Source organism: Rossellomorea sp. FM04394, assembly GCF_041889765.1.
Lineage (GTDB): Bacteria > Bacillota > Bacilli > Bacillales > Bacillaceae_B > Rossellomorea > Rossellomorea aquimaris_B.
In genome coordinates this window covers 2,144,402-2,162,371 of the sequence record NZ_CP168654.1, presented here as the reverse complement: position 1 = coordinate 2,162,371, position 17,970 = coordinate 2,144,402, and the positions used below count along the sequence as shown (strand labels likewise).

General features: G+C 39.2%; 16 protein-coding genes and 1 riboswitch. Of the genes, 10 read left to right on the top strand and 6 right to left on the bottom strand.

What is annotated here, in order from left to right:
- Nucleotides 1–86: 86 nt before the first annotated feature.
- The 7 genes from ACCB35_RS10735 to ACCB35_RS10705 all read left to right on the top strand — a co-directional run bounded on the left by ACCB35_RS10735 (nt 87) and on the right by ACCB35_RS10705 (nt 8,996).
- Entirely contained in the window at nt 87–2,399 is a 2,313-nt protein-coding gene (locus tag ACCB35_RS10735; protein WP_374056851.1) for a hypothetical protein, read from the top strand.
- 92 nt (nt 2,400–2,491) lie between these two features.
- Complete coding sequence (locus ACCB35_RS10730) at nt 2,492–3,148, top strand: PIG-L deacetylase family protein (protein ID WP_374056850.1); 657 nt, start codon at nt 2,492–2,494, stop codon at nt 3,146–3,148.
- The gene (locus tag ACCB35_RS10725) at nt 3,145–4,482 is read left to right on the top strand and encodes a glycosyltransferase family 4 protein (protein WP_374056849.1); all 1,338 of its coding nucleotides are present in this window, start codon (nt 3,145–3,147) and stop codon (nt 4,480–4,482) included. The genes ACCB35_RS10730 and ACCB35_RS10725 overlap by 4 nt, the downstream gene beginning before the upstream one ends.
- Nucleotides 4,482–5,657 carry a carbamoyl-phosphate synthase gene (locus ACCB35_RS10720; RefSeq protein WP_374056848.1) on the top strand — a complete coding sequence of 392 codons (1,176 nt, stop codon included), beginning with the start codon at nt 4,482–4,484 and terminating at the stop codon, nt 5,655–5,657. Before ACCB35_RS10725 ends, ACCB35_RS10720 begins: the two co-directional genes overlap by 1 nt.
- A gap of 7 nt (nt 5,658–5,664) precedes the next feature.
- Nucleotides 5,665–6,726, top strand: coding sequence for a hypothetical protein (locus ACCB35_RS10715; RefSeq protein WP_374056847.1), 1,062 nt, complete (start codon nt 5,665–5,667; stop codon nt 6,724–6,726).
- A 29-nt stretch (nt 6,727–6,755) separates the two neighbouring features.
- Nucleotides 6,756–8,024, top strand: a complete 1,269-nt coding sequence (locus ACCB35_RS10710; RefSeq protein ID WP_374056995.1) for a glycosyltransferase family 4 protein — start codon at nt 6,756–6,758, stop codon at nt 8,022–8,024.
- Nucleotides 8,025–8,072: 48 nt separating this feature from the next.
- Nucleotides 8,073–8,996 (top strand): NAD-dependent epimerase/dehydratase family protein, encoded by a 924-nt coding sequence (locus ACCB35_RS10705; protein ID WP_374056846.1) that lies wholly within the window; start codon nt 8,073–8,075, stop codon nt 8,994–8,996.
- Between the two features lie 86 nt (nt 8,997–9,082).
- Here ACCB35_RS10705 and ACCB35_RS10700 read toward each other — a convergent pair whose 3' ends face one another.
- Nucleotides 9,083–10,480 carry a protoporphyrinogen oxidase gene (locus tag ACCB35_RS10700; RefSeq protein ID WP_374056845.1) on the bottom strand — a complete coding sequence of 466 codons (1,398 nt, stop codon included), beginning with the start codon at nt 10,478–10,480 and terminating at the stop codon, nt 9,083–9,085.
- A gap of 288 nt (nt 10,481–10,768) precedes the next feature.
- Nucleotides 10,769–10,876: riboswitch (SAM riboswitch) on the top strand.
- Nucleotides 10,877–10,976: 100 nt separating this feature from the next.
- Here ACCB35_RS10700 and ACCB35_RS10695 point away from each other — a divergent pair.
- Both ACCB35_RS10695 and ACCB35_RS10690 read left to right on the top strand, forming a co-directional pair.
- Nucleotides 10,977–11,192: a Fur-regulated basic protein FbpA gene (locus ACCB35_RS10695; protein WP_374056844.1), complete on the top strand. Its 216-nt coding sequence runs from the start codon at nt 10,977–10,979 to the stop codon at nt 11,190–11,192.
- Between the two features lie 195 nt (nt 11,193–11,387).
- Nucleotides 11,388–11,954, top strand: coding sequence for a TVP38/TMEM64 family protein (locus ACCB35_RS10690; protein ID WP_374056843.1), 567 nt, complete (start codon nt 11,388–11,390; stop codon nt 11,952–11,954).
- Nucleotides 11,955–12,038: 84 nt separating this feature from the next.
- Here ACCB35_RS10690 and spoIIP read toward each other — a convergent pair whose 3' ends face one another.
- The 3 genes from spoIIP to ACCB35_RS10675 form a co-directional block, all read right to left on the bottom strand.
- Nucleotides 12,039–13,205 (bottom strand): stage II sporulation protein P, encoded by a 1,167-nt coding sequence (gene spoIIP / locus ACCB35_RS10685; RefSeq protein WP_374056842.1) that lies wholly within the window; start codon nt 13,203–13,205, stop codon nt 12,039–12,041.
- Nucleotides 13,206–13,302: 97 nt separating this feature from the next.
- A complete protein-coding gene (locus tag ACCB35_RS10680; protein ID WP_374056841.1) occupies nt 13,303–13,776 on the bottom strand; it encodes a DUF2975 domain-containing protein in 474 nt (157 codons plus the stop codon).
- Nucleotides 13,777–13,915: 139 nt separating this feature from the next.
- On the bottom strand, nt 13,916–15,391 hold the full coding sequence (locus ACCB35_RS10675; RefSeq protein WP_374056840.1) for a flavin monoamine oxidase family protein: 1,476 nt from the start codon (nt 15,389–15,391) through the stop codon (nt 13,916–13,918).
- 206 nt (nt 15,392–15,597) lie between these two features.
- Between ACCB35_RS10675 and ACCB35_RS10670 the strand changes: the two genes are divergently transcribed.
- Entirely contained in the window at nt 15,598–15,834 is a 237-nt protein-coding gene (locus tag ACCB35_RS10670) for a hypothetical protein (protein WP_374056839.1), read from the top strand.
- 204 nt (nt 15,835–16,038) lie between these two features.
- Here the strand turns inward: ACCB35_RS10670 and ACCB35_RS10665 are convergent, their stop codons facing one another.
- Entirely contained in the window at nt 16,039–16,353 is a 315-nt protein-coding gene (locus tag ACCB35_RS10665) for a DUF3892 domain-containing protein (RefSeq protein ID WP_374056838.1), read from the bottom strand.
- 116 nt (nt 16,354–16,469) lie between these two features.
- Nucleotides 16,470–17,306, bottom strand: a complete 837-nt coding sequence (locus ACCB35_RS10660; protein WP_374056837.1) for an N-acetylmuramoyl-L-alanine amidase — start codon at nt 17,304–17,306, stop codon at nt 16,470–16,472.
- Nucleotides 17,307–17,970: the final 664 nt, after the last annotated feature.

The following is a 17,970-nucleotide window of genomic DNA, read 5'->3' as shown; positions in this document are numbered from 1 at the left end:
TTATAAATGAACATATTCTTCCAAGGATCTTTTCCTCCATTTATTACGATGACTTTCTGATCCCTTGTCACAATCAATCCATCTTTGTGAGCTATCAAAAACACGAAAAAGAACATGTAACTTATTATGCAGATCAAATGCAAAGTGCTGTTTATATTGATCAAACTCATGTTTCTCAAATCATACAAAGTATGATGAGCAGCTTAAACGTAAAAACTACTCATCAACAAACAACTGAGCGGCCTACCTTCGACATCACTCTTCAAAATGAAGATCAACCCAGCCTGATTATCTCTCGAATATCTAAGCCTCATCGCCGTAAAAGACGTGGGAAATGCCCTCGGTTACTATCACGTGAGGTTCAATCATTCGAAAGAATCAATTATATAGATCACAACAACAGTCTCCACCAATCAAAATATCAAGCTAATGCGCCACCAGTACGACATGTTCATAAAAATCACTCACCCAATTCCCGAGCTGACAAAGGTAAAAGTAAAGATGATTTTATCCAAAAGAAGCTTTATCAGGATAAGCCATCGAGAAAAGATATTTATCAAATAGAACAAAAATCCTATACAAAGGGTCACTATGATCAATCGGTTAACGGTAAGATATCTCATGAGGAAAAGACACACAATCATAAGGATCATGAACTGAAAACTAAGCGTCCTACCTCCTCTTTAAAATCAGATGTACCTAAACAAACTTATACTGCTGGTTCATTCATTGAAAATAATAAATGTGACTCTAATTTGATTGAAAAAGAAGAGAAACTAAATTCAGTTCTTGATGATGAAAAATTGGAAGATAAAAAAGAAGTGGATCTCCATTCCATTTTAGAGAATGATATAGTGGCTAAAGACATTCCTAGACACTTCTCGATGGAGAATGGTACCGACGTAATACAACCGAAGAATTCGCACGAAACATCAGACCTCTACGCAGCAAAAGGAGATATTCCATCTGGAAAAATCCTGCAAAAAAATACAAAATCAAAATCTTCTACTGAATTTGATATCCTAGGCACGAATCCGCCAGCAAAAGAAGTGAATTACCATCTAAATCGCACTGATGTCAGTCCCAAAAAGATTGTTAATGAAGATGATAAAAAGACTGCAGAATTCAATTTCCACATCCTAAACTCGAACCCGCCGGCCAAAGAAGTGAGATACCATCTAAAACGCACTGACTTCCGGCCTAAAAAGATCATTAATGAAGATAAGAAAAAGGCTGAAGAATTCAATTTCGATATCCTAATTTCTAATCCGCCGGCCAAAAAAGTGAAATATCAACTGAATCGCACTAACTTCCGACCCAAAAAGATCATTAATGAAGATAAGAAAAAGGTTGCAGAATTCAATTTCGACATCCTAAGCTCGAACCAGCCGGCCAAAGAAGTGAAATACCATCTGAATCGCACTGATGTAAGACCCAAAAAAATCGTTAATGAAGATAAGAAAAAGGTTGTAGAATTCAATTTCGACATCCTAAGCTCGAACCAGCCGGCCAAAGAAGTGAAATACCATCTAAATCGCACTGACTTCCGGCCTAAAAAGATCGTTAATGAAGATAAGAAAAAGACTGCAGAATTTCATTTCGATATCCTAAGTTCGAACCAGCCGGCCAAAGAAGTGAAATACCAACTGAATCGCACTGACTCCCGTCCTAATAAGATCGTTAATGAAGATAAGAAAAATATTGCTGAAGTCAATTTCGACATCCTAAGTTCAAACCCACCGGCCAAAGAAGTCAAAAAGGAAGTCAAATGTACTGAGCACTCCCCTAAGGGAATAGCGAATGAAAAAATATCTACCACACCTACTACTGAAGCTCAATATGAAATTTTACACTCTAAGCCAACAGCTAAAGAAGTGAAATACCACCTAAAGCGCTCTGACGTCAAGCCTAATAAAATCATTAATGAAAAAACCATCATTACCGGGAGTCCCAAAGATACCAATTTCGAGATTCTAAGCTCTCGCACCAGAAATGTTGAAAACCAAGTCAAATACAGTCATAAGTCAAAAACCACCGTAAAAGGCGATGAAAAAACGACCAAAGAGCCCGAATTTGATACCACAAGCGCCAATATCTCATCTAATCAAACGAAAAAAGAACCATTCTACCAGACTACTAATAAAAAGACTGGTAAACGAGTCTCTTCTACTCCTCATGACATGGATAAAGACGACTACTCGCATACAACGATCTTGAATAAATATTTCACACTCGGTGACAAAATCAATGTATATGCGGGAAGTAAATTACTTGCTCAGCAAGGAACATTTTTGACAGCCGGACCTGATTTCTTCATATGGATTGATGGTGACGGGTTTGTACGTTTACAAATAATCAGCGGTGGAATCAGCATTGGTCAAACGGCCAGGAAAAAATAAGAAACAGACATTAGCCCTGTGCTAGTGTCTGTTTCGACAATATAGAAGGATACATATAGTAATGTAATAGAGATTAGAATGGGGTGAAGGGAATGAAAGAAACTGTATTGGTCATAGCAGCACATCCTGATGATGAATTACTTGGCACGGCAGGAACGCTAAAAAGGCTAGTGGATCAAGGAAATAGAGTCGTCTCGATCATTACAGCAAACGGAAGAAAAGAAGAAGCTCATCATATTCAGCAGCTTGCCCGGAAAGCAAACAAAGAAATCGGGATAAAAGAAGTTATATTTTTGGAGCATCCAAATCTGGAATTGGAAATGATGGCTCTTCATCTATTTACAAAAGAAATTGAAAAATTAATAGATATCTATAAACCTAGCAAGATTTTTACCCATCATTATGGCGATGTGAATCGTGATCACCAAATCACGTTTCAAGCTGTATTAACAGCAGTTCGTCCGGTGCCAAATACACAGCCGATTGAACTGATAACATTTGAAACGGTTTCCTCAAGTGAATGGAATACCCAGACAAATGACAAGCAATTCAAACCGAATTATTATGTGAACATTTCAACAGTGATTGATCAGAAAATAGCTTCCTTAAAACATTATGATGTCGAAATGAGAGAATTTCCACATCCGCGTTCCTATGAGGGAGTCAAACATTTAGCAAGCGTCCGCGGCATGACGGTTGGGGTACCGTATGCCGAAGCATTTGAAGTCATTAGGAGGGTCTGGAAATGAAGGAACTATATTTTCCCTATCCTTACGTTGTTTCTGCACTCGATAAACATTATGGAGTAAAGGCAAAACCATTAACGGGAAAAACTAGGGATACAGGTAAGGATTCAAAAAGAAAAAAGAAAGAGCGCAAGTCCAAAACAAAGATAAAAAAACTGAAAGGTAAAGGTGGCGGAAAGAAACTATCCATTCTGATAGCGACATTTTGGGACTATCCCCACACAGGTGGTCTTTCCAACTACATCACTACTCTGCGAGAAGGCCTGCGGGCTTTGGGACATAAAGTGGATATCATTGCTCCAAACCATTTTTCTCAAATCAAAGCAGAGAAAATTCGTGAGGTGGTTGTTCCTGAATTAAAGAATTTTTTTAAGGAACGGTATGGAACGTACACAGGGAAAATTATTCAAAGCTGCCGTCTCCTCTACATTTATGAGCAGATGATGCAAACTGTCAAGTTGGAAAAATACGATATTCTTCATGCTCAGGATTTATTCACAGCCAATATATTGGGTAGATTTAATGAAGACTTAGGTAAACCACTCCTTTTCACCCCTCATGGCATGTTCACTTTTAGCCGGGTCAAGTTCAACCGAATTGAAAGAGGTTCTGAGGAAGAGGTTTATTACAAAGAAATTGAGAGAAAAGCCATTGAGTATGCAACTCATATGGTCATCTTAAGTGACTCTTTCCGGGATCCATTGAGCTTACTGGGTGCAAAGTCTGCAAATCTGACAACCGTCAACACGGGGATCGATTTTAAATCCATAACACGGAGTAATACAAGAGGGAAAATTGTGATTTCATGTATAGCAAGACTTGGACCAAGAAAAGGACATTCAGATTTATTAAATGCTCTTGCTCGAATAAATGGAGTAATTAATGGGGTTGAAGTGCTAATTGTTGGAGATGGAGAAATGCGTGAATCCCTGGAGGCTCAAGTGCAATCCTTGAGACTATCCAACGTACACTTCTTAGGCAAACGGGATGACGTCCCTTCTATATTAAGCAAAACGGATATTTTTGTTCTGCCAACCATCAATGACAACTTACCGATTTCCATCATTGAAGCTATGCATAGTGGTGCAGCGATACTTACAACCAATTGTGGTGGTATTACAGAAATCATTCACCATAATGAAACCGGAATCATTGTAGAGCCAGGTAATGTAAATCAGTTAGCCAGTCAACTTAAAAACTTAATAGGAAACGAGGCATTGCGAACGAAACTGGGTAACAATGCGTATCAATATGCCAAGAGCCACCTCACTCGCGAAGCCATGGTTGACAGAATTGAAGAGATTTATCAAGATCTGTTAGCTTCGGGAGGAGAATAATGATGTCATCACACCCAGCTGTCGTCCTTGACTTAAGCGCAAATGGAGTTGGTATCATTCATGCTCTTGCTCGAAAAGGAATAGAAGTATATGCATTTGATACAGAAGGTCCCTATTCCAAAGGAAAATCAAGACTTGCCACTTGTGGGGTATGTCCAAGCCCCTTACATCAAGAAGAGGAGCTGCTCTCTTTTTTAAAAGGAGTAGCGGTGAACCTTGATGAGAGACCCGTCCTATACGCAGGTGCAGATGATTATGTCGTCTTTATCTCTAAATACAGAAACGTCCTATCTCAGTACTACTTGTTTCTATATCCAGACCACTCTCTAATTATGGATTTATTAGATAAGAAAAAAACCTATGAATTAGCATTGCAATATAACATCCCAACAGCAAAGACCTTTTTTGTAGACAACGAAGAGCAGCTTGATGAAGCCATCACTCAATTAGAATTCCCTTGTATTTTAAAACCTGTGTTCGGACACGAATTCAGAAAACATGTGAATAAAAAGGCCATTCATATCCAGGACGCCGTTCAATTAAAGACAGTCTTTCCTATCTATCGGAAGTTTGGAGAGCTTATCATTCAAGAAATCATCCCCGGAGACAACCAATGTTTCTATAAAGTGGCTACATTTTTTGATGATGATATGGAATTACAAGCTCTTTTCACTCTTCAAAAAAACCATCAGTTCCCTGCACAATTTGGAACTGGAGCACATATTGTGAGCAAACGAATTCCTGATCTGGTTGAAGTGGGTGTTCCACTATTGAAAGAATTAGGTTTAAAAGGAGTTAGCATGATCGAATATAAAAAAGATCCCCGGGATGGAAAATATAAGCTCATTGAAATCAATCCCAGGTTCTGGCTGACCCATAGTTTAACTGGTCATTCCGGCGTCGATTTTGCCCATCAGTATTTTCTGTACCTTACAGACCAACACCCTACTCCTCAATTGCAGCAAATCGACGGGGTTCAATGGATTTACATTGTACGTTACTTCCTCACCTTTCTTGAAAAACGAAAGAATGGTGAAATGAGCATGAAAGACTTCTTTAATGGATTCAGAGGGAAAAAGGTATTCGCCCTTTTTGCATTTGATGACCCTATGCCATTTATCAGGAGTACCGCGTCTCACCTGTGGAATGCGTGGAAAAGAAAACGAAAGGAGTGACTTTAGATTGTACACACCACAAGAAGTCTATGCCATGTTTCAAAAACATGGCATAGAAGAAAAACTCTCAACTTCGCTTGGATATAAAGTGTCCATACAAGCTGCATCAATCCAAAACCTTAAATCAACAAAAAGGAGCAGCATTTATAAGCTTCAACTACAGAAAAAAACAGACATCTTCCCTATCATCTTTAAAATCTACCATTCTACCAAATACAAAAATGAAGTCGAAATCAATGTATACAGCCAAGCCTACCCATTCTTAAAAGAGTTTCTTCCTGAAATCTACTTGATGGAGAAACAAGGAAGTGACACCTGGGTATTCATGGAGTTTGTTCATCAAATCCGGGGACAGCTTACCTTCACACCTAAGCACTTTGATTACATTATCCCAACCCTTGCCAAACTTCATGCCCACACGTACGAAGGGAAATTCACGAAAGAAAAAAACATTTTTCAGTCTTGGTTTCCCATCTACAGCTCGATAAAAATGAAAAAAGACCGGGAAAAATTCATCTCTAATACCCTCACATTTTTAGACGATGCCAAGAAGGATAAGCAATTGAAAGACATCATTAAACCTTATTACAAACCATTGAAGAATTTGTACAGCAATGGACCTGACTTCTTCCCTGAATTAATGGCCAGCGGTTTTTCCATTACTCATGGAGATCTTCATATGCAGAATATCTGTTCAAAAGATGTAAGTAAAAATGAACCTTGGGCGATTCAATTCATCGATTGGGAATCAGCCAAATTCTCCCCAACATGGTTTGACATGATTGTACTGGTAGAAATTTTACTGGCCTTCAGGAAGGATTGGCAGAGCAATGGAGAAGAGATTCGTACCCATGCGGTTGACGTGTATACGAATGAAATGAAGAAATATGGAATTGAATTTAAAACCAAACCTATTCATTTGTACAAAATGGCGTATCTTCAGCGAACTCTGGAAAAAGGATTACACACTCAGCTTAGACGTATCTTCGACAACCGAGGCGGCGAGCTTCTCCCCTACCATTTAGAAAAAATATCAACTTGGGGAAGTGAACTGGGTATCTATAAATAGAAACGAAAGGATGAGAAAATTTGAGTCGTATGCCCTCACTCAACATTCACCCCTCTCTTCTGGCCATAATGGATCAGTATTATGGAGTGGCAAGAGACTATGAGGAGTCTCTCACCCTCCAACCATTCGGTCAGAAAACAAGAGGTGACGATTCAAAACCAATGAAAATCTTATACGTCACATTTTTTCAATACCCTCATACAGGTGGATTGTCTCACTACATTACCTCTATTAAAAAAGGATTTGAAGACATCGGTCATAGTGTAGATGTACTAGCGCCTAACCACATGACTTCAGAACAGCTTGATGAATGGATTCCACAAGCTGCCTCTGAAGCCCGTTACTTTATGCTCAACCGCTACGGAATCGTCAATGAAAAAATCATTAAAAACCTTAGCTACCTCCATGTATTCGAACTGTTTCTCAAAGAAAAAAATCTCCAGCAATATGACATCATTCACGCTCAAGACCTATTTGCTATTTTCATTCTCGGTCATTTGAACCAAACGTACCAAAAACCTTTACTCTTTACGCCCCACGGGTTCTTTACGAAAAGCCGTTTGAAATTCGACAAAATTCAGAAAGGATCCATCGAAGAAGCTTATTTTACTGAACTTGAGAAAGTAGGTATAAAGGCAAGTACTGAAATTGTAATGATCGCAGATTCCTTTCGACCTAACTTAATGGATTTCGGTGCAAAAGATGACAGGATGACCACCGTTCATACGGGCATAGATTTTAAACCAGTTCCTCATAAAAATCATGAAAACATTATCCTGACGTGTGTCTCCCGACTGTCCCCTCGTAAAGGTCATGGAATTCTCTTAGAAGCATTGTCCAAGCTTCGTGAACACCTGACTAATGTAGAAGTATGGATTGTCGGGGATGGTGTCATGAAAGAAAAACTGATGGAACAAGCGAAAGAACTTAAGCTAAATAACGTAATCTTTTTTGGAAAACGTCATGATATACCCTCTATTCTTTCAATGTCAGACATCTATGTGTTAGCAACTGTAAATGATAACTTTCCGCTATCTGTCATGGAAGCGATGTTTTCCCGGCAAGCGGTCATCTCCACAACATGTGGCGGAATCCCGGAAATGGTTCAGCATGAAGAAACGGGCATCCTTTGTGAACCTGGTAACATTGAACAACTTGCACATGCAATAAAGCGTTTCATTACGAATAAGGAAGAACGCGAACGTTTTGCTGACGCTGCTGAATCCTATGCTCGTAAACACTTAACCAGCCAAGTAATGACGAGAAAAATTGAACAGATCTATCAAACATATTTATGAAGAAAGGAGACTCATCTTGAGGGAGAATAAACTGATCCAGGATCATATATGAAGGTTTTAGTCACAGGCGGTGCCGGATTCATCGGCTCACAACTCGTAGATTTACTGCTCGCTGAAGGTCATACCCCGATTGTTTTAGACAACTTCTCTAATGGCAGGGAAGAAAACGTGCCACGTGGAGTCAAAATATATCGAAAAAGCCTATTATCCGATAAAATTGAAAGGCTTTTCAAGAAAGAACAACCTGACGTCGTCATGCACCTCGCAGCCCAAGTCAGCGTAGCCAAATCACTGGAAAGTCCTGCAGAAGATGCGGCTGTCAATGTATTAGGTACCGTAAAGTTGTTGGAGTACTGCACCAAATACGGTGTAAAAAAGTTCATCTTCTCCTCTTCAAGTGCAGTATATGGTTATACAAGTGAGGTTATTCATGAAGATAGTCCTACTAGCCCAATTTCCTTTTACGGCACCTCAAAATTAGTATCTGAAACCTATATCAAGCTATTTAATAGGCTCAATGATCTTCCATACACCATACTGCGTTACGCAAATGTTTACGGACCCAGGCAACGCTCGGATGGGGAAGGCGGAGTAATAAGCATTTTTATTGAACAATTATTACGCAACGAAGCACCTGTCATTTTTGGAGATGGTAACCAGACACGCGACTTTGTTTTCGTAGATGACGTAGCACGGGCAAATCTTCTTGCCATCACAAATGCAGACAACCAAATCATCAATATCGGCACCAGCACCCAAACATCCGTCAACCTTCTCTGCACACTACTATCGAACCAACTTCACTCTTCCCTGACTCCTGACTACAAACCGAAACGTGAAGGAGATATTCTAAACAGTCACCTATCAAATGCAAAAGCGCTAGACAATCTAAAGTGGGAACCAAATTATAATCTGATCTCTGGATTAGAGAAAACAGTGGATTATTTCAAAAACAATTATAATGTTAAATAAGTAAAGGAAAAGAACCTGGATAAGCTCAGGCTCTTTTCCTTCTTTAGTTATCTTACTCTCAAAAATGAAAATGTTGAATTTCTAAATCAAACATTCTTCCCCAACCTATCTACAATCCATTCAGCTGTTTCCTTTCCATTTTTAATACACGCACCTATGCCCACTCCAAAATACGATGCTCCGGCCAGCTTGACACGTGGTAGTTCGGTTGCGAGAGTTTCATCTAACGATTGAACAGACCGACTGTGTTCAAGATGATAGTTTGGCATTAGGTCTTTCCAATTCGTCACTTCTACAGAAATCGGATCTCCGTTTATCCCGATACTTTTCCTGATATCATCGAGTGCCGTGCTCACAAGTTCTGCCTCACTAAATTCTTTCAACTCTTTATAGTGAGGGTTTGTGCTTTTGTAAAAAAGTCTCAATAAAAGGTTTTGGTTACTGGACGTATGCTTCCACTTCCGGCTCGTCCATGTGCATGCATCACATTTTAATTCGCTGCCTTTTGAGACGATGAAACCAGTGCCATCAGCAGGAAGTTCCTCATCTGGAATATTAAACCCGAGGTAGATCGAAATGAGTGAAGAGTTTTTCAGTTTATTAAAATCAGGTTCAAGTTTTTCATGGGTCAGAATCTTTTGGGTTACATCATGAGGTGTTGCGAATACCACATAATCCGCTTGAATGCTACCTTGACCACCAAGAGTCAGCACATATTTGTCTCCTGTTTTTTGGAGCTTAGTTGTTTCTACTCCCTTTAATATTGTCGTACTGGAGCATTTTTCTTCTAAACGTTCGATGATGGTTGATAACCCATTTTTAAACGAGATGAATTTTTTACTGGAGGTCCCTTGGAATTTTTGTTTGTTTTTAGATAAACCTTTGATAATACTTCCGTATTCATTTTTATAATCAAGTAAGTATGGGAGGGTCGAAGCCATGGTGAGTTTATGCAAATTCCCAGAATAGACCCCTGACAATACCGGCGCCACCTGATTCTCTACCAATTCCTTACCCAGGAATGCTTCTAGAAATTCACCGATTGAACTTTCTTTTGTAAATTGTGTATTTTTAGTTTCAAGGTCTTTAAGTGCTGCATTCTTACCTTCATCCGACACCAAGGTACTCTTGTGAAGAGACTCAACGGTCATGGGAATTCCAAAAATCGTGTCATGCGGAATCCTATGCAATTCGCCATTGGTATATATGTAGGATATGCCTGTTTCATTATAGACAAGTTCATCTCTAAGGTGCAGTTCATCAACTAAAGGGAGAACCCCTTCATTACGGGCCACAATGGAATCCGCTCCTGCTTCCATAATGAATTCCGCTTCTCTTACACTTCTGATCTTGCCGCCAAGCTGGTGATCACGCTCGATGAGTATTAACTTGATATCTATTTCTCGTTCTTTGGACATTTTTTGAAGATGGTACAGCACTGTTAATCCTGTAATTCCTCCACCTACGACAACGACTGTCTTCATACGATTCACTCCAATAATTGCGTTTATGTATACAGGTTATCATGTTTTTTGTTGATTAGAAAAAAAATCTGTGTCTGAATTGAGAAAAGGTATCGTGAATAAAGGGGTGTAGGCTGAATTAGGAGCATAATCTGCAAGGCTGGACCGTTTTTTTCATCATTCAATTCTTCCTTCACCTTACTCTCAACATCCTATTCTACCTTTAATTATGCACATTTTATATTAATACCAAGTTGACAACTATGAATACTCAACTATATAATGAATGTAATTCATTACGACTATATACACTTATCCAGAGAGGCAGAGGGAATGGCCCGATGATGCCTCAGCAACAGATTCTATACCATAGAACACTGTGCTAATTCCACAAGCAATTTGCTTGGAAGATGAGTTGAAGTTTTGTTGCATTAAGCCTTCTTCTTATCTACTGGGAAGCGGGCTTTTTTTAATGACCCTTCCTCAACTCGTTTACATTATAAGAGGAGTGATCACAATGGGGAAAACCCTACAGGATGCAATTCATAATCGACGAAATGAATTAATTAACAAATTGATAGCCCATAACATTTTCAAAAAAGGAAACAAACAGCTATTCGAGTTGACCCTTCAGGAACTAGAGGACGAATTTAAATACATTCAGAATGAAAGCCATCCGCACAGCGATATAGGCTCGATTCAATGGAAAAACTGTGCAAAGTTAACAAGCTGACAAGAGCCCCAATCCGTGGAAGTGGTTTGGGGCTTCCTGAGTTTCATTCAAATGGTCATGATCATGGTATTTGCAGTTCTTCCTCATGTTTCATTGACAAGTGTCCAGACTTTTTCTAAAATGACATGGGATTGTTTTAGATGTAACTACATATATTTCCATGATAATCCACTCTCATATGAAGGAATACACCCTATGACCCTCAATCTGCAGCATTTTGTGAACGAATTCACCGGCCTCGATAGTTGGTCTCTCTTTTTTATCAGTATTTTCATAAATGTTGTCATCAGTATTCTTGGTTTTCTGCCGAGTGTCTTCTTGACGGCCTTTAACATTTCCGTATTCGGGTTGTTGCCTGGAATCGGGGTTTCCATACTTGGTGAATCATTAGGAGCCATTGTTAGTTTTTATTTATATCGAAAAGGAATTAAGTTTGCCCGTATTGATCAGATTCTGTCAAACAAATATTTTTTTAAATTAAAAGAAGCGTCTGGTACGGAATGGATATTTCTTCTATTCTTCTTTCGTATGGTTCCATTTGTGCCTTCAAGTGTGGTAACCGTTGCGGCTGCCTTTAGCTCTATTTCAATTGTGGCCTTTTCCGTGATCAGTTCTGTGGGAAAGATTCCTTCGTTGTTAATTGAGGCATTCGTGGTGGTGAATGTGTTGGATGCGGATAAGGGCACGGTTATTTTGTTGGCGGGTTCAGTGGTGATCGGGATGATTTATTTGGGATATCGTTGGAGAATGAAAAGATTATGATTTTGGCCATTCCAAGAATCCACTCTATTCAAGGATAGGAAAAAAGACGTCTACCACACGGCCAACGTCTTTTTTCTTGATTACTTATTGTCCATTCACCTCGACGGCATCCTTTTTGTAATATTCTGCAAAGATCTCCGCAAATGCTTCTGTTGAGTTATACAGTTCTACTAAATTATTTTCCACTCCACCAAACTCAAGAAGCATGGCTCGCTCTGTTAGATCCTGGTTATACACCCCATTGCCTTCTGCTCTTGTTTTGATAAAGACTCCGCGGCTGATGCCGGGATACTTTTCTTCTAACTTAGCATTCAACTCTTTCGCGATTTTCAGATTCTTTTCGAAGTTTTTGTTTTCTTTTCCCACTATGAAAAATAAGCGGGCATAGTTTTTGCCGTTAATGGTTTTGGTAGTGATGCTCCGTGGCTGAGAATCCCTATGGATATCGATCAAGTACGTTAAGTCATCGTTTTGGGCGATGGCTTCCTGTACTAGTCCTCTTGATAACTGATAGGATTCAAAATATGTCCATGACTTGTCTTTAAGTGCTTTGTTTACATCTGTCTTATCCTGAACTGCCCCAATCCCCCTAGCTTCAAGCTCTTGCTTTAATTTGGACCCTACAGCAATGACGTTAACCTTCTCGTTGGTACTCGCTGGATCTTTCGAATCGTTATTTTTAATTAGCGGGCTGAACGCTTCCCAGCTGTGTGAATGATAGATGTAGACGGATTTTTCATCAATCTCTTGAACTCCGTCTCCTGAATTGTTGTTTGCCTGATCAATTTGGCTCTGATCGATTTCCTGATCCTTCAACTGATCTTCTGTTGGAGCCGGTGATTCATTTGGGAGGTTCGTAATGTCAGTCCCCTTCCCCGCAACGGCTATGTGAGTATGATAATTTTCGATTCCTGGGATTTCCCGTCCAAATAAACTTCGCGGATCAAGGAGTGAAACATTGGTGACACTTTCCAACCAATCAAAATCATTGTTTAATGCTGCCTCATTCGTAACCCGCAATCCTGTCATTTCCTGTGACAACAACATAAGAAACGTTTCCTTCGGTACTAGTTCCGACATTGATGAATACAGTAAACTATCCACCCTCAATTTAATGGCAGTTGATGAGATCAACCATACGGTCAAGTACATGAGGACAATACCGATCAATACTACCCGAATGATTGCCTTCATAGAGACGAATACTAGTGGGACTAAGCTATTGTTGTTTCGAGACTTATACGACATCATCAGTACCCCTATATAAAGTATTTAATAGTTAACTTTATGCAGGGGGTTGATAGAGTAGAAGGTTTTTCGGGAATTCGGTCGGATTTCCTATTTCACCTCATACCGAAAAATCGTTTTCATCTATTAGTCTAAGTGCATTTCGCAGTAATTCTTGAAGGACTGCTGCGAAAATGGAAATGGTGACAGACGCAAAGCTGATAATGATCCCAACCATAGCAATACCCGGATGAAGAGCATTTTGGATTAGTAGAAATACTATACCTGCCACATAAATGGCAGTAATCAATGAGGCATACAGTTTTATTCGGTGAAGAGCCACTATTGCTTTCGCTGAAAAAGAGTTCTCTTCAATACACGTTAAAAGCATAAATGCTTGGTACAGCGCTAAATTAAATGGAACCGCCGTTAAGTATACCCCTATTAGAATTGGCCATTTCAAATAAGCGAATTCGGGAAAAAGATCAGCCGAATGCTTTGCCATGGTAGGCAACCAGACAACGCAAAGGATGAATACAATCGCTCCTATTGCCATTACGGCCCCTTTTAAGAAAATTGTCGTTGCTCGTTTCATAACACACCTCTGATACCATGTTTTTCTAAATTATATAATGAGATTTATTGTATTCCAATAAAATATTATTGATTAATTATTCTAGATAATATAATTCCTAAACAAACAAACGCATGAGTATACTCATGCGTTTAAAACCTTATCTGCTATTCACCTCATTGGCTACCCTCACCCCCGACTCAATCGCCCCTTCAATCCAACCATGAAAGGAGGACGTGTGCTCACCGGCAAAATGAATTCTGCCTTCAGGTTTCTTGATATAATCCCCGATATCACTTGCCTGTCCAGGAGTATAAAGGGTAAAACATCCTGCGGAGAAAGGATTTTTACTCCAGTTGTAGACTACATAATTGAGCATTTCTCTATACACCTGTTTACCATATATTTTAGAGAGGTCTTCTAAAACCTCATTGATGATGACATCTTTTGATTTGCTGTTCCATAAGAGTGCATTCTGCCCCCAGCTATAGCTGGCTAACATGACCCCTGGCTTGTTGCTGCCTATATCGTGGCTGGGCATATACGTAAAGCGTGTGGGGAGATCAGACACGATGTTTCTGTAATTCAATTCTTCCCAGAAGCGACGACGAAACTCGATTCCTATTTTCACAGATGGAACATTCGTTACTTCACGAATCGCCTGCCACTTTTTAAAGGATATCGAATTATAAGGTATGACATCGATAAACTGGAAGACAGTGAATGGAATGGTCACGATGACATAATCTGCATTGTATTCCCCAACCAATCCATTTTCGGGGTTCACTGTTTGTACTTTCACTCCGCTATTGGATTGAATAATATGGGTGACTTTTTGATTCAGTAGAATGTGTGATCCAAGCTCTTGTACAAATCCGTAAGGTAAGTGATCGTTACCTCCTGTTATTTGATAAAATTTAGTTTGTTTCCTGAATATAGGAAAAATGATGTCTTTTAGAATGTCGACAAACGAGAATTCAGGGAATCCTTCTATACCGAGGATTACATTGATTTTTCGGATTGCATTAAAAGATAATGATTTACCATATGGGTTATTTGCTAAAAATTGTCCCATAGAATAGCTAGAATATTGTTTGATTAATTTTTGCTGTTCATCATGATCACTGTTTCTATATAATTCGATAAAGGGACTGGTTGCTTCAAGGAATAATTCTGAAGCGGTTTTTCCCCTTTCTCCTTCAGGTAACGGATACTGTAGAATGTCTGGGTTTTTTTCGTAATGCTGCCTTGTTGTTAGGATGTTGTTAACTAATAGTAAATCTCTCGGGGAACTATTGATGAATTCTTGATAGGGCAGGTTGAATTTCCGGATATATTCGAACACTAACTTGTGATTATCGGGAATCCTCATGGCGCCCAGGTCCATATAGTTACCCGGGGTGAATGGCTTGCGAACAGTATATACCCTGCCCCCAATACGTTTATTTCCTTCTAGTATCGTCACGTCATGACCGGCTTTTTTCAGTAAAGAAGCTGCGACTAAACCACTCATTCCTGCTCCAATGATTATCACTTTTTTAGACTTAGACGGATTTAATCCATTCCGAATAATGGCCAGCATATCGTCTGGATAGTTCAATTCGGAGGGGTCATCTCTTGAAAGTTGATTTACCATCCCATCACACACCTCCCTTTTTCATACATCATATGACGTCAAAAAAGGAGGTATACGTATGATCTCTGTGACAAAGCGCTCATTTCCAGTCATTTTCAGAACAAACGTTTCTATTTATAGGTTTATGTGATATACTTAAGTTTCATTGGGTCTACGAGACTGTATTTAGTCAATCCCTCGAGCAAGTAGAAGGGAGACATGTTAATATGTCACTAGAAAATATCGTAACCATGCTCAAGACTCTTAAAGAATTCAAGGATAGTGAGATTGTTCATACGATTTCAAATCATGATCACTCACCTGTTATGACCGTTACCTACCAGCTGGACACGGAATGCTTTCAAATCACATATTTGGATTCAATGAAAGTTGAAAAGTATACAGACATAAGCCTTTTGGCGACTACCATAGAAAGTATTATTCTTCTCGAACCATCAAAATAATTTTAATAAAAAGGAGTGCCATTACGATATGCGTAATGGCACTCCTTTTTGTGACCGGGAACGAATGATAGATCATCCAATATTGAAAGAAGAAAGTTGAATGTGGAAAGAGCATTTGGTCACATACGTTGAATTGAAAAGCATTTTTTTAATAATAGAATTGAGCATAATACCGATTCCAGTTTATGCTCGACTTGATACTTTTTAGAAAGAAGGAAGCTCACTAAGATTATTCTCTTTCAGGCCGTCAGGCTCACTGCGAAGAACATCTCTTCCATACCTATGAATCACATCCACATGAGCAAGTTTACCTGCCTTGGCGTCTTCTAGAGCAGTGATATAATCAAGCTCCCTTCCGCTGTCTGTTTTAAAAGCGATGAGATCATCGTCTGCATTTCGGCGAACGGCTACAATCTTTTCTGCCCCTGTTGCAAGCTCCTGAGCCATTTCTACCTTTGCCTGGAATTTCCCTTGCTGTTTGTATTCCTCATAAATTTGTTCAAAACTCTTCTTGACCATAAGATTCACCTCCCGAACGTATATTTATTATTAGCGGGAGTATCAGCTTTTATTAATATTTTCCAATATATTATTAAGCACCATACGAACATTGATGCCTTACTTTATTCGGATACTTACTGTTCCGCGTCTTCTTGTTGAGTCAGGATTGAATTTGTCCTTACATCCTCAACACTTATAAATGAATCGATTCCCAATGTTTTCAATTTAGCAACTTGGCTTTCAGCATTTTCCCTGTTTGAAAAAGCACCTGTCTGTACACGATAGTAGGTAGTACCAGAACCCCTTAGCGTGTCGATAATTGATTCAATGGAATTTCTTTTAAGCTCGATCACTCTGCTTTCTGCATTTTTTCTTTCAGTAAATGAACCAGCGATCACCTTAAAAAGAGACTCTTTATCCGATTTTGGCGGTAATTCCAGTGCCCTTGCGATACCACGTGCAAGGGCCACAGCAACGGTATTTCTAAATTCAACATTGTTCAATAAAGCGATATCCTTTGTATTGTCTACAAACAGAATCTCCACCAATAGAGATGGCATGCTCGTTTCCCTCAACACATGAAAATTGTCTCTCTTTTTCCCTCTGTCCACCACATTGAAAGGCTTGATTGCAGTCATTACTGCATCATGAATGATATTCTGATAAATAAATGTTTGAGATGGTATACTGCCATTATAAATATAACTTTCAAAACCGCTTCCACCACCAGCATTATGATGAATAGATAGGAAGAAATCAGGTTTTGAAAGATTAGCAAAAGTAGAACGTTCTGATAAAGAAAGCGTTTTGTCTGTGGTTCTAGTCATAATGATATTCACGTTATAATTTTCCATTAAATAGTTTTGGACAAGGCGAGCTGTCAATAGATTGAAGACTTTCTCCTCATGTCCCCTATAAGTTGCACCAGGATCCAATCCCCCATGTCCAGGATCAATCATAAGCGTTTTCACTTTAATACCTCCTAAAAATTACATATATAGCACTATATTCACAAAAGGACTAGCCTGATTGGATTTCCAAGATATAATATCAATCCATTGTGAAAAAAGAGTCCCCCGTTCTGCAACTGGGAACTCTTTTTTATTTATATCAAATGGAGGTGACTTTCTTATGGGGCTTGTTTTTTCTATCTCTATTGTATTTCTGTAAACACGTTCTTATTCACTTTATTCATCATCACTGCTTTAACCGACCGGCGGAGTTTCATACTGGTGTTCGCTTCATATTTTTCAGTATGAACTGTTGATCTTATAATCATTGTTCTCTTGCTTAACGAGGGGTCGAAGAGTAACCCCGAACTGTGCAACGTGCATATTTGAGAGGGAAGGAGATCCCAAGTCAAACTTGGCATGAGTAACCGAGGGCCTGATAAAAAGATATGCTAGTAATTTTCTTGCCAAAGCATCACCTCCATACAACACTTTATGTCGAAAGTGGCTGTTTGGTGAGGACAAGCAACGGGTTTTGATGAAAATTGGACAGCCTTTTTTATTATCAATTTCCGATAGGATTGTGCATGATGCGTTTGACAGTATACGAGTTACCTCCTTCTTTACAATTACATCGCACCTGTTCACTCAGTGTATATTCACTTCTCGTACGTGTGAGGATTTC

Excerpts from the sequence above, each read along its gene's own strand:
- ACCB35_RS10680 (WP_374056841.1), bottom strand. The coding sequence starts at position 13,776 with ATGAAACGAGCAACGACAATTTTCTTAAAAGGGGCCGTAATGGCAATA.
- ACCB35_RS10725 (WP_374056849.1), top strand. The coding sequence starts at position 3,145 with ATGAAGGAACTATATTTTCCCTATCCTTACGTTGTTTCTGCACTCGAT.
- spoIIP (WP_374056842.1), bottom strand. The coding sequence starts at position 13,205 with ATGATGTCGTATAAGTCTCGAAACAACAATAGCTTAGTCCCACTAGTA.
- ACCB35_RS10720 (WP_374056848.1), top strand. The coding sequence starts at position 4,482 with ATGATGTCATCACACCCAGCTGTCGTCCTTGACTTAAGCGCAAATGGA.
- ACCB35_RS10700 (WP_374056845.1), bottom strand. The coding sequence starts at position 10,480 with ATGAAGACAGTCGTTGTCGTAGGTGGAGGAATTACAGGATTAACAGTG.
- ACCB35_RS10705 (WP_374056846.1), top strand. The coding sequence starts at position 8,073 with ATGAAGGTTTTAGTCACAGGCGGTGCCGGATTCATCGGCTCACAACTC.
- ACCB35_RS10675 (WP_374056840.1), bottom strand. The coding sequence starts at position 15,391 with ATGGTAAATCAACTTTCAAGAGATGACCCCTCCGAATTGAACTATCCA.
- ACCB35_RS10730 (WP_374056850.1), top strand. The coding sequence starts at position 2,492 with ATGAAAGAAACTGTATTGGTCATAGCAGCACATCCTGATGATGAATTA.
- ACCB35_RS10690 (WP_374056843.1), top strand. The coding sequence starts at position 11,388 with ATGACCCTCAATCTGCAGCATTTTGTGAACGAATTCACCGGCCTCGAT.
- ACCB35_RS10710 (WP_374056995.1), top strand. The coding sequence starts at position 6,756 with ATGCCCTCACTCAACATTCACCCCTCTCTTCTGGCCATAATGGATCAG.
- ACCB35_RS10695 (WP_374056844.1), top strand. The coding sequence starts at position 10,977 with ATGGGGAAAACCCTACAGGATGCAATTCATAATCGACGAAATGAATTA.
- ACCB35_RS10670 (WP_374056839.1), top strand. The coding sequence starts at position 15,598 with ATGTCACTAGAAAATATCGTAACCATGCTCAAGACTCTTAAAGAATTC.
- ACCB35_RS10665 (WP_374056838.1), bottom strand. The coding sequence starts at position 16,353 with ATGGTCAAGAAGAGTTTTGAACAAATTTATGAGGAATACAAACAGCAA.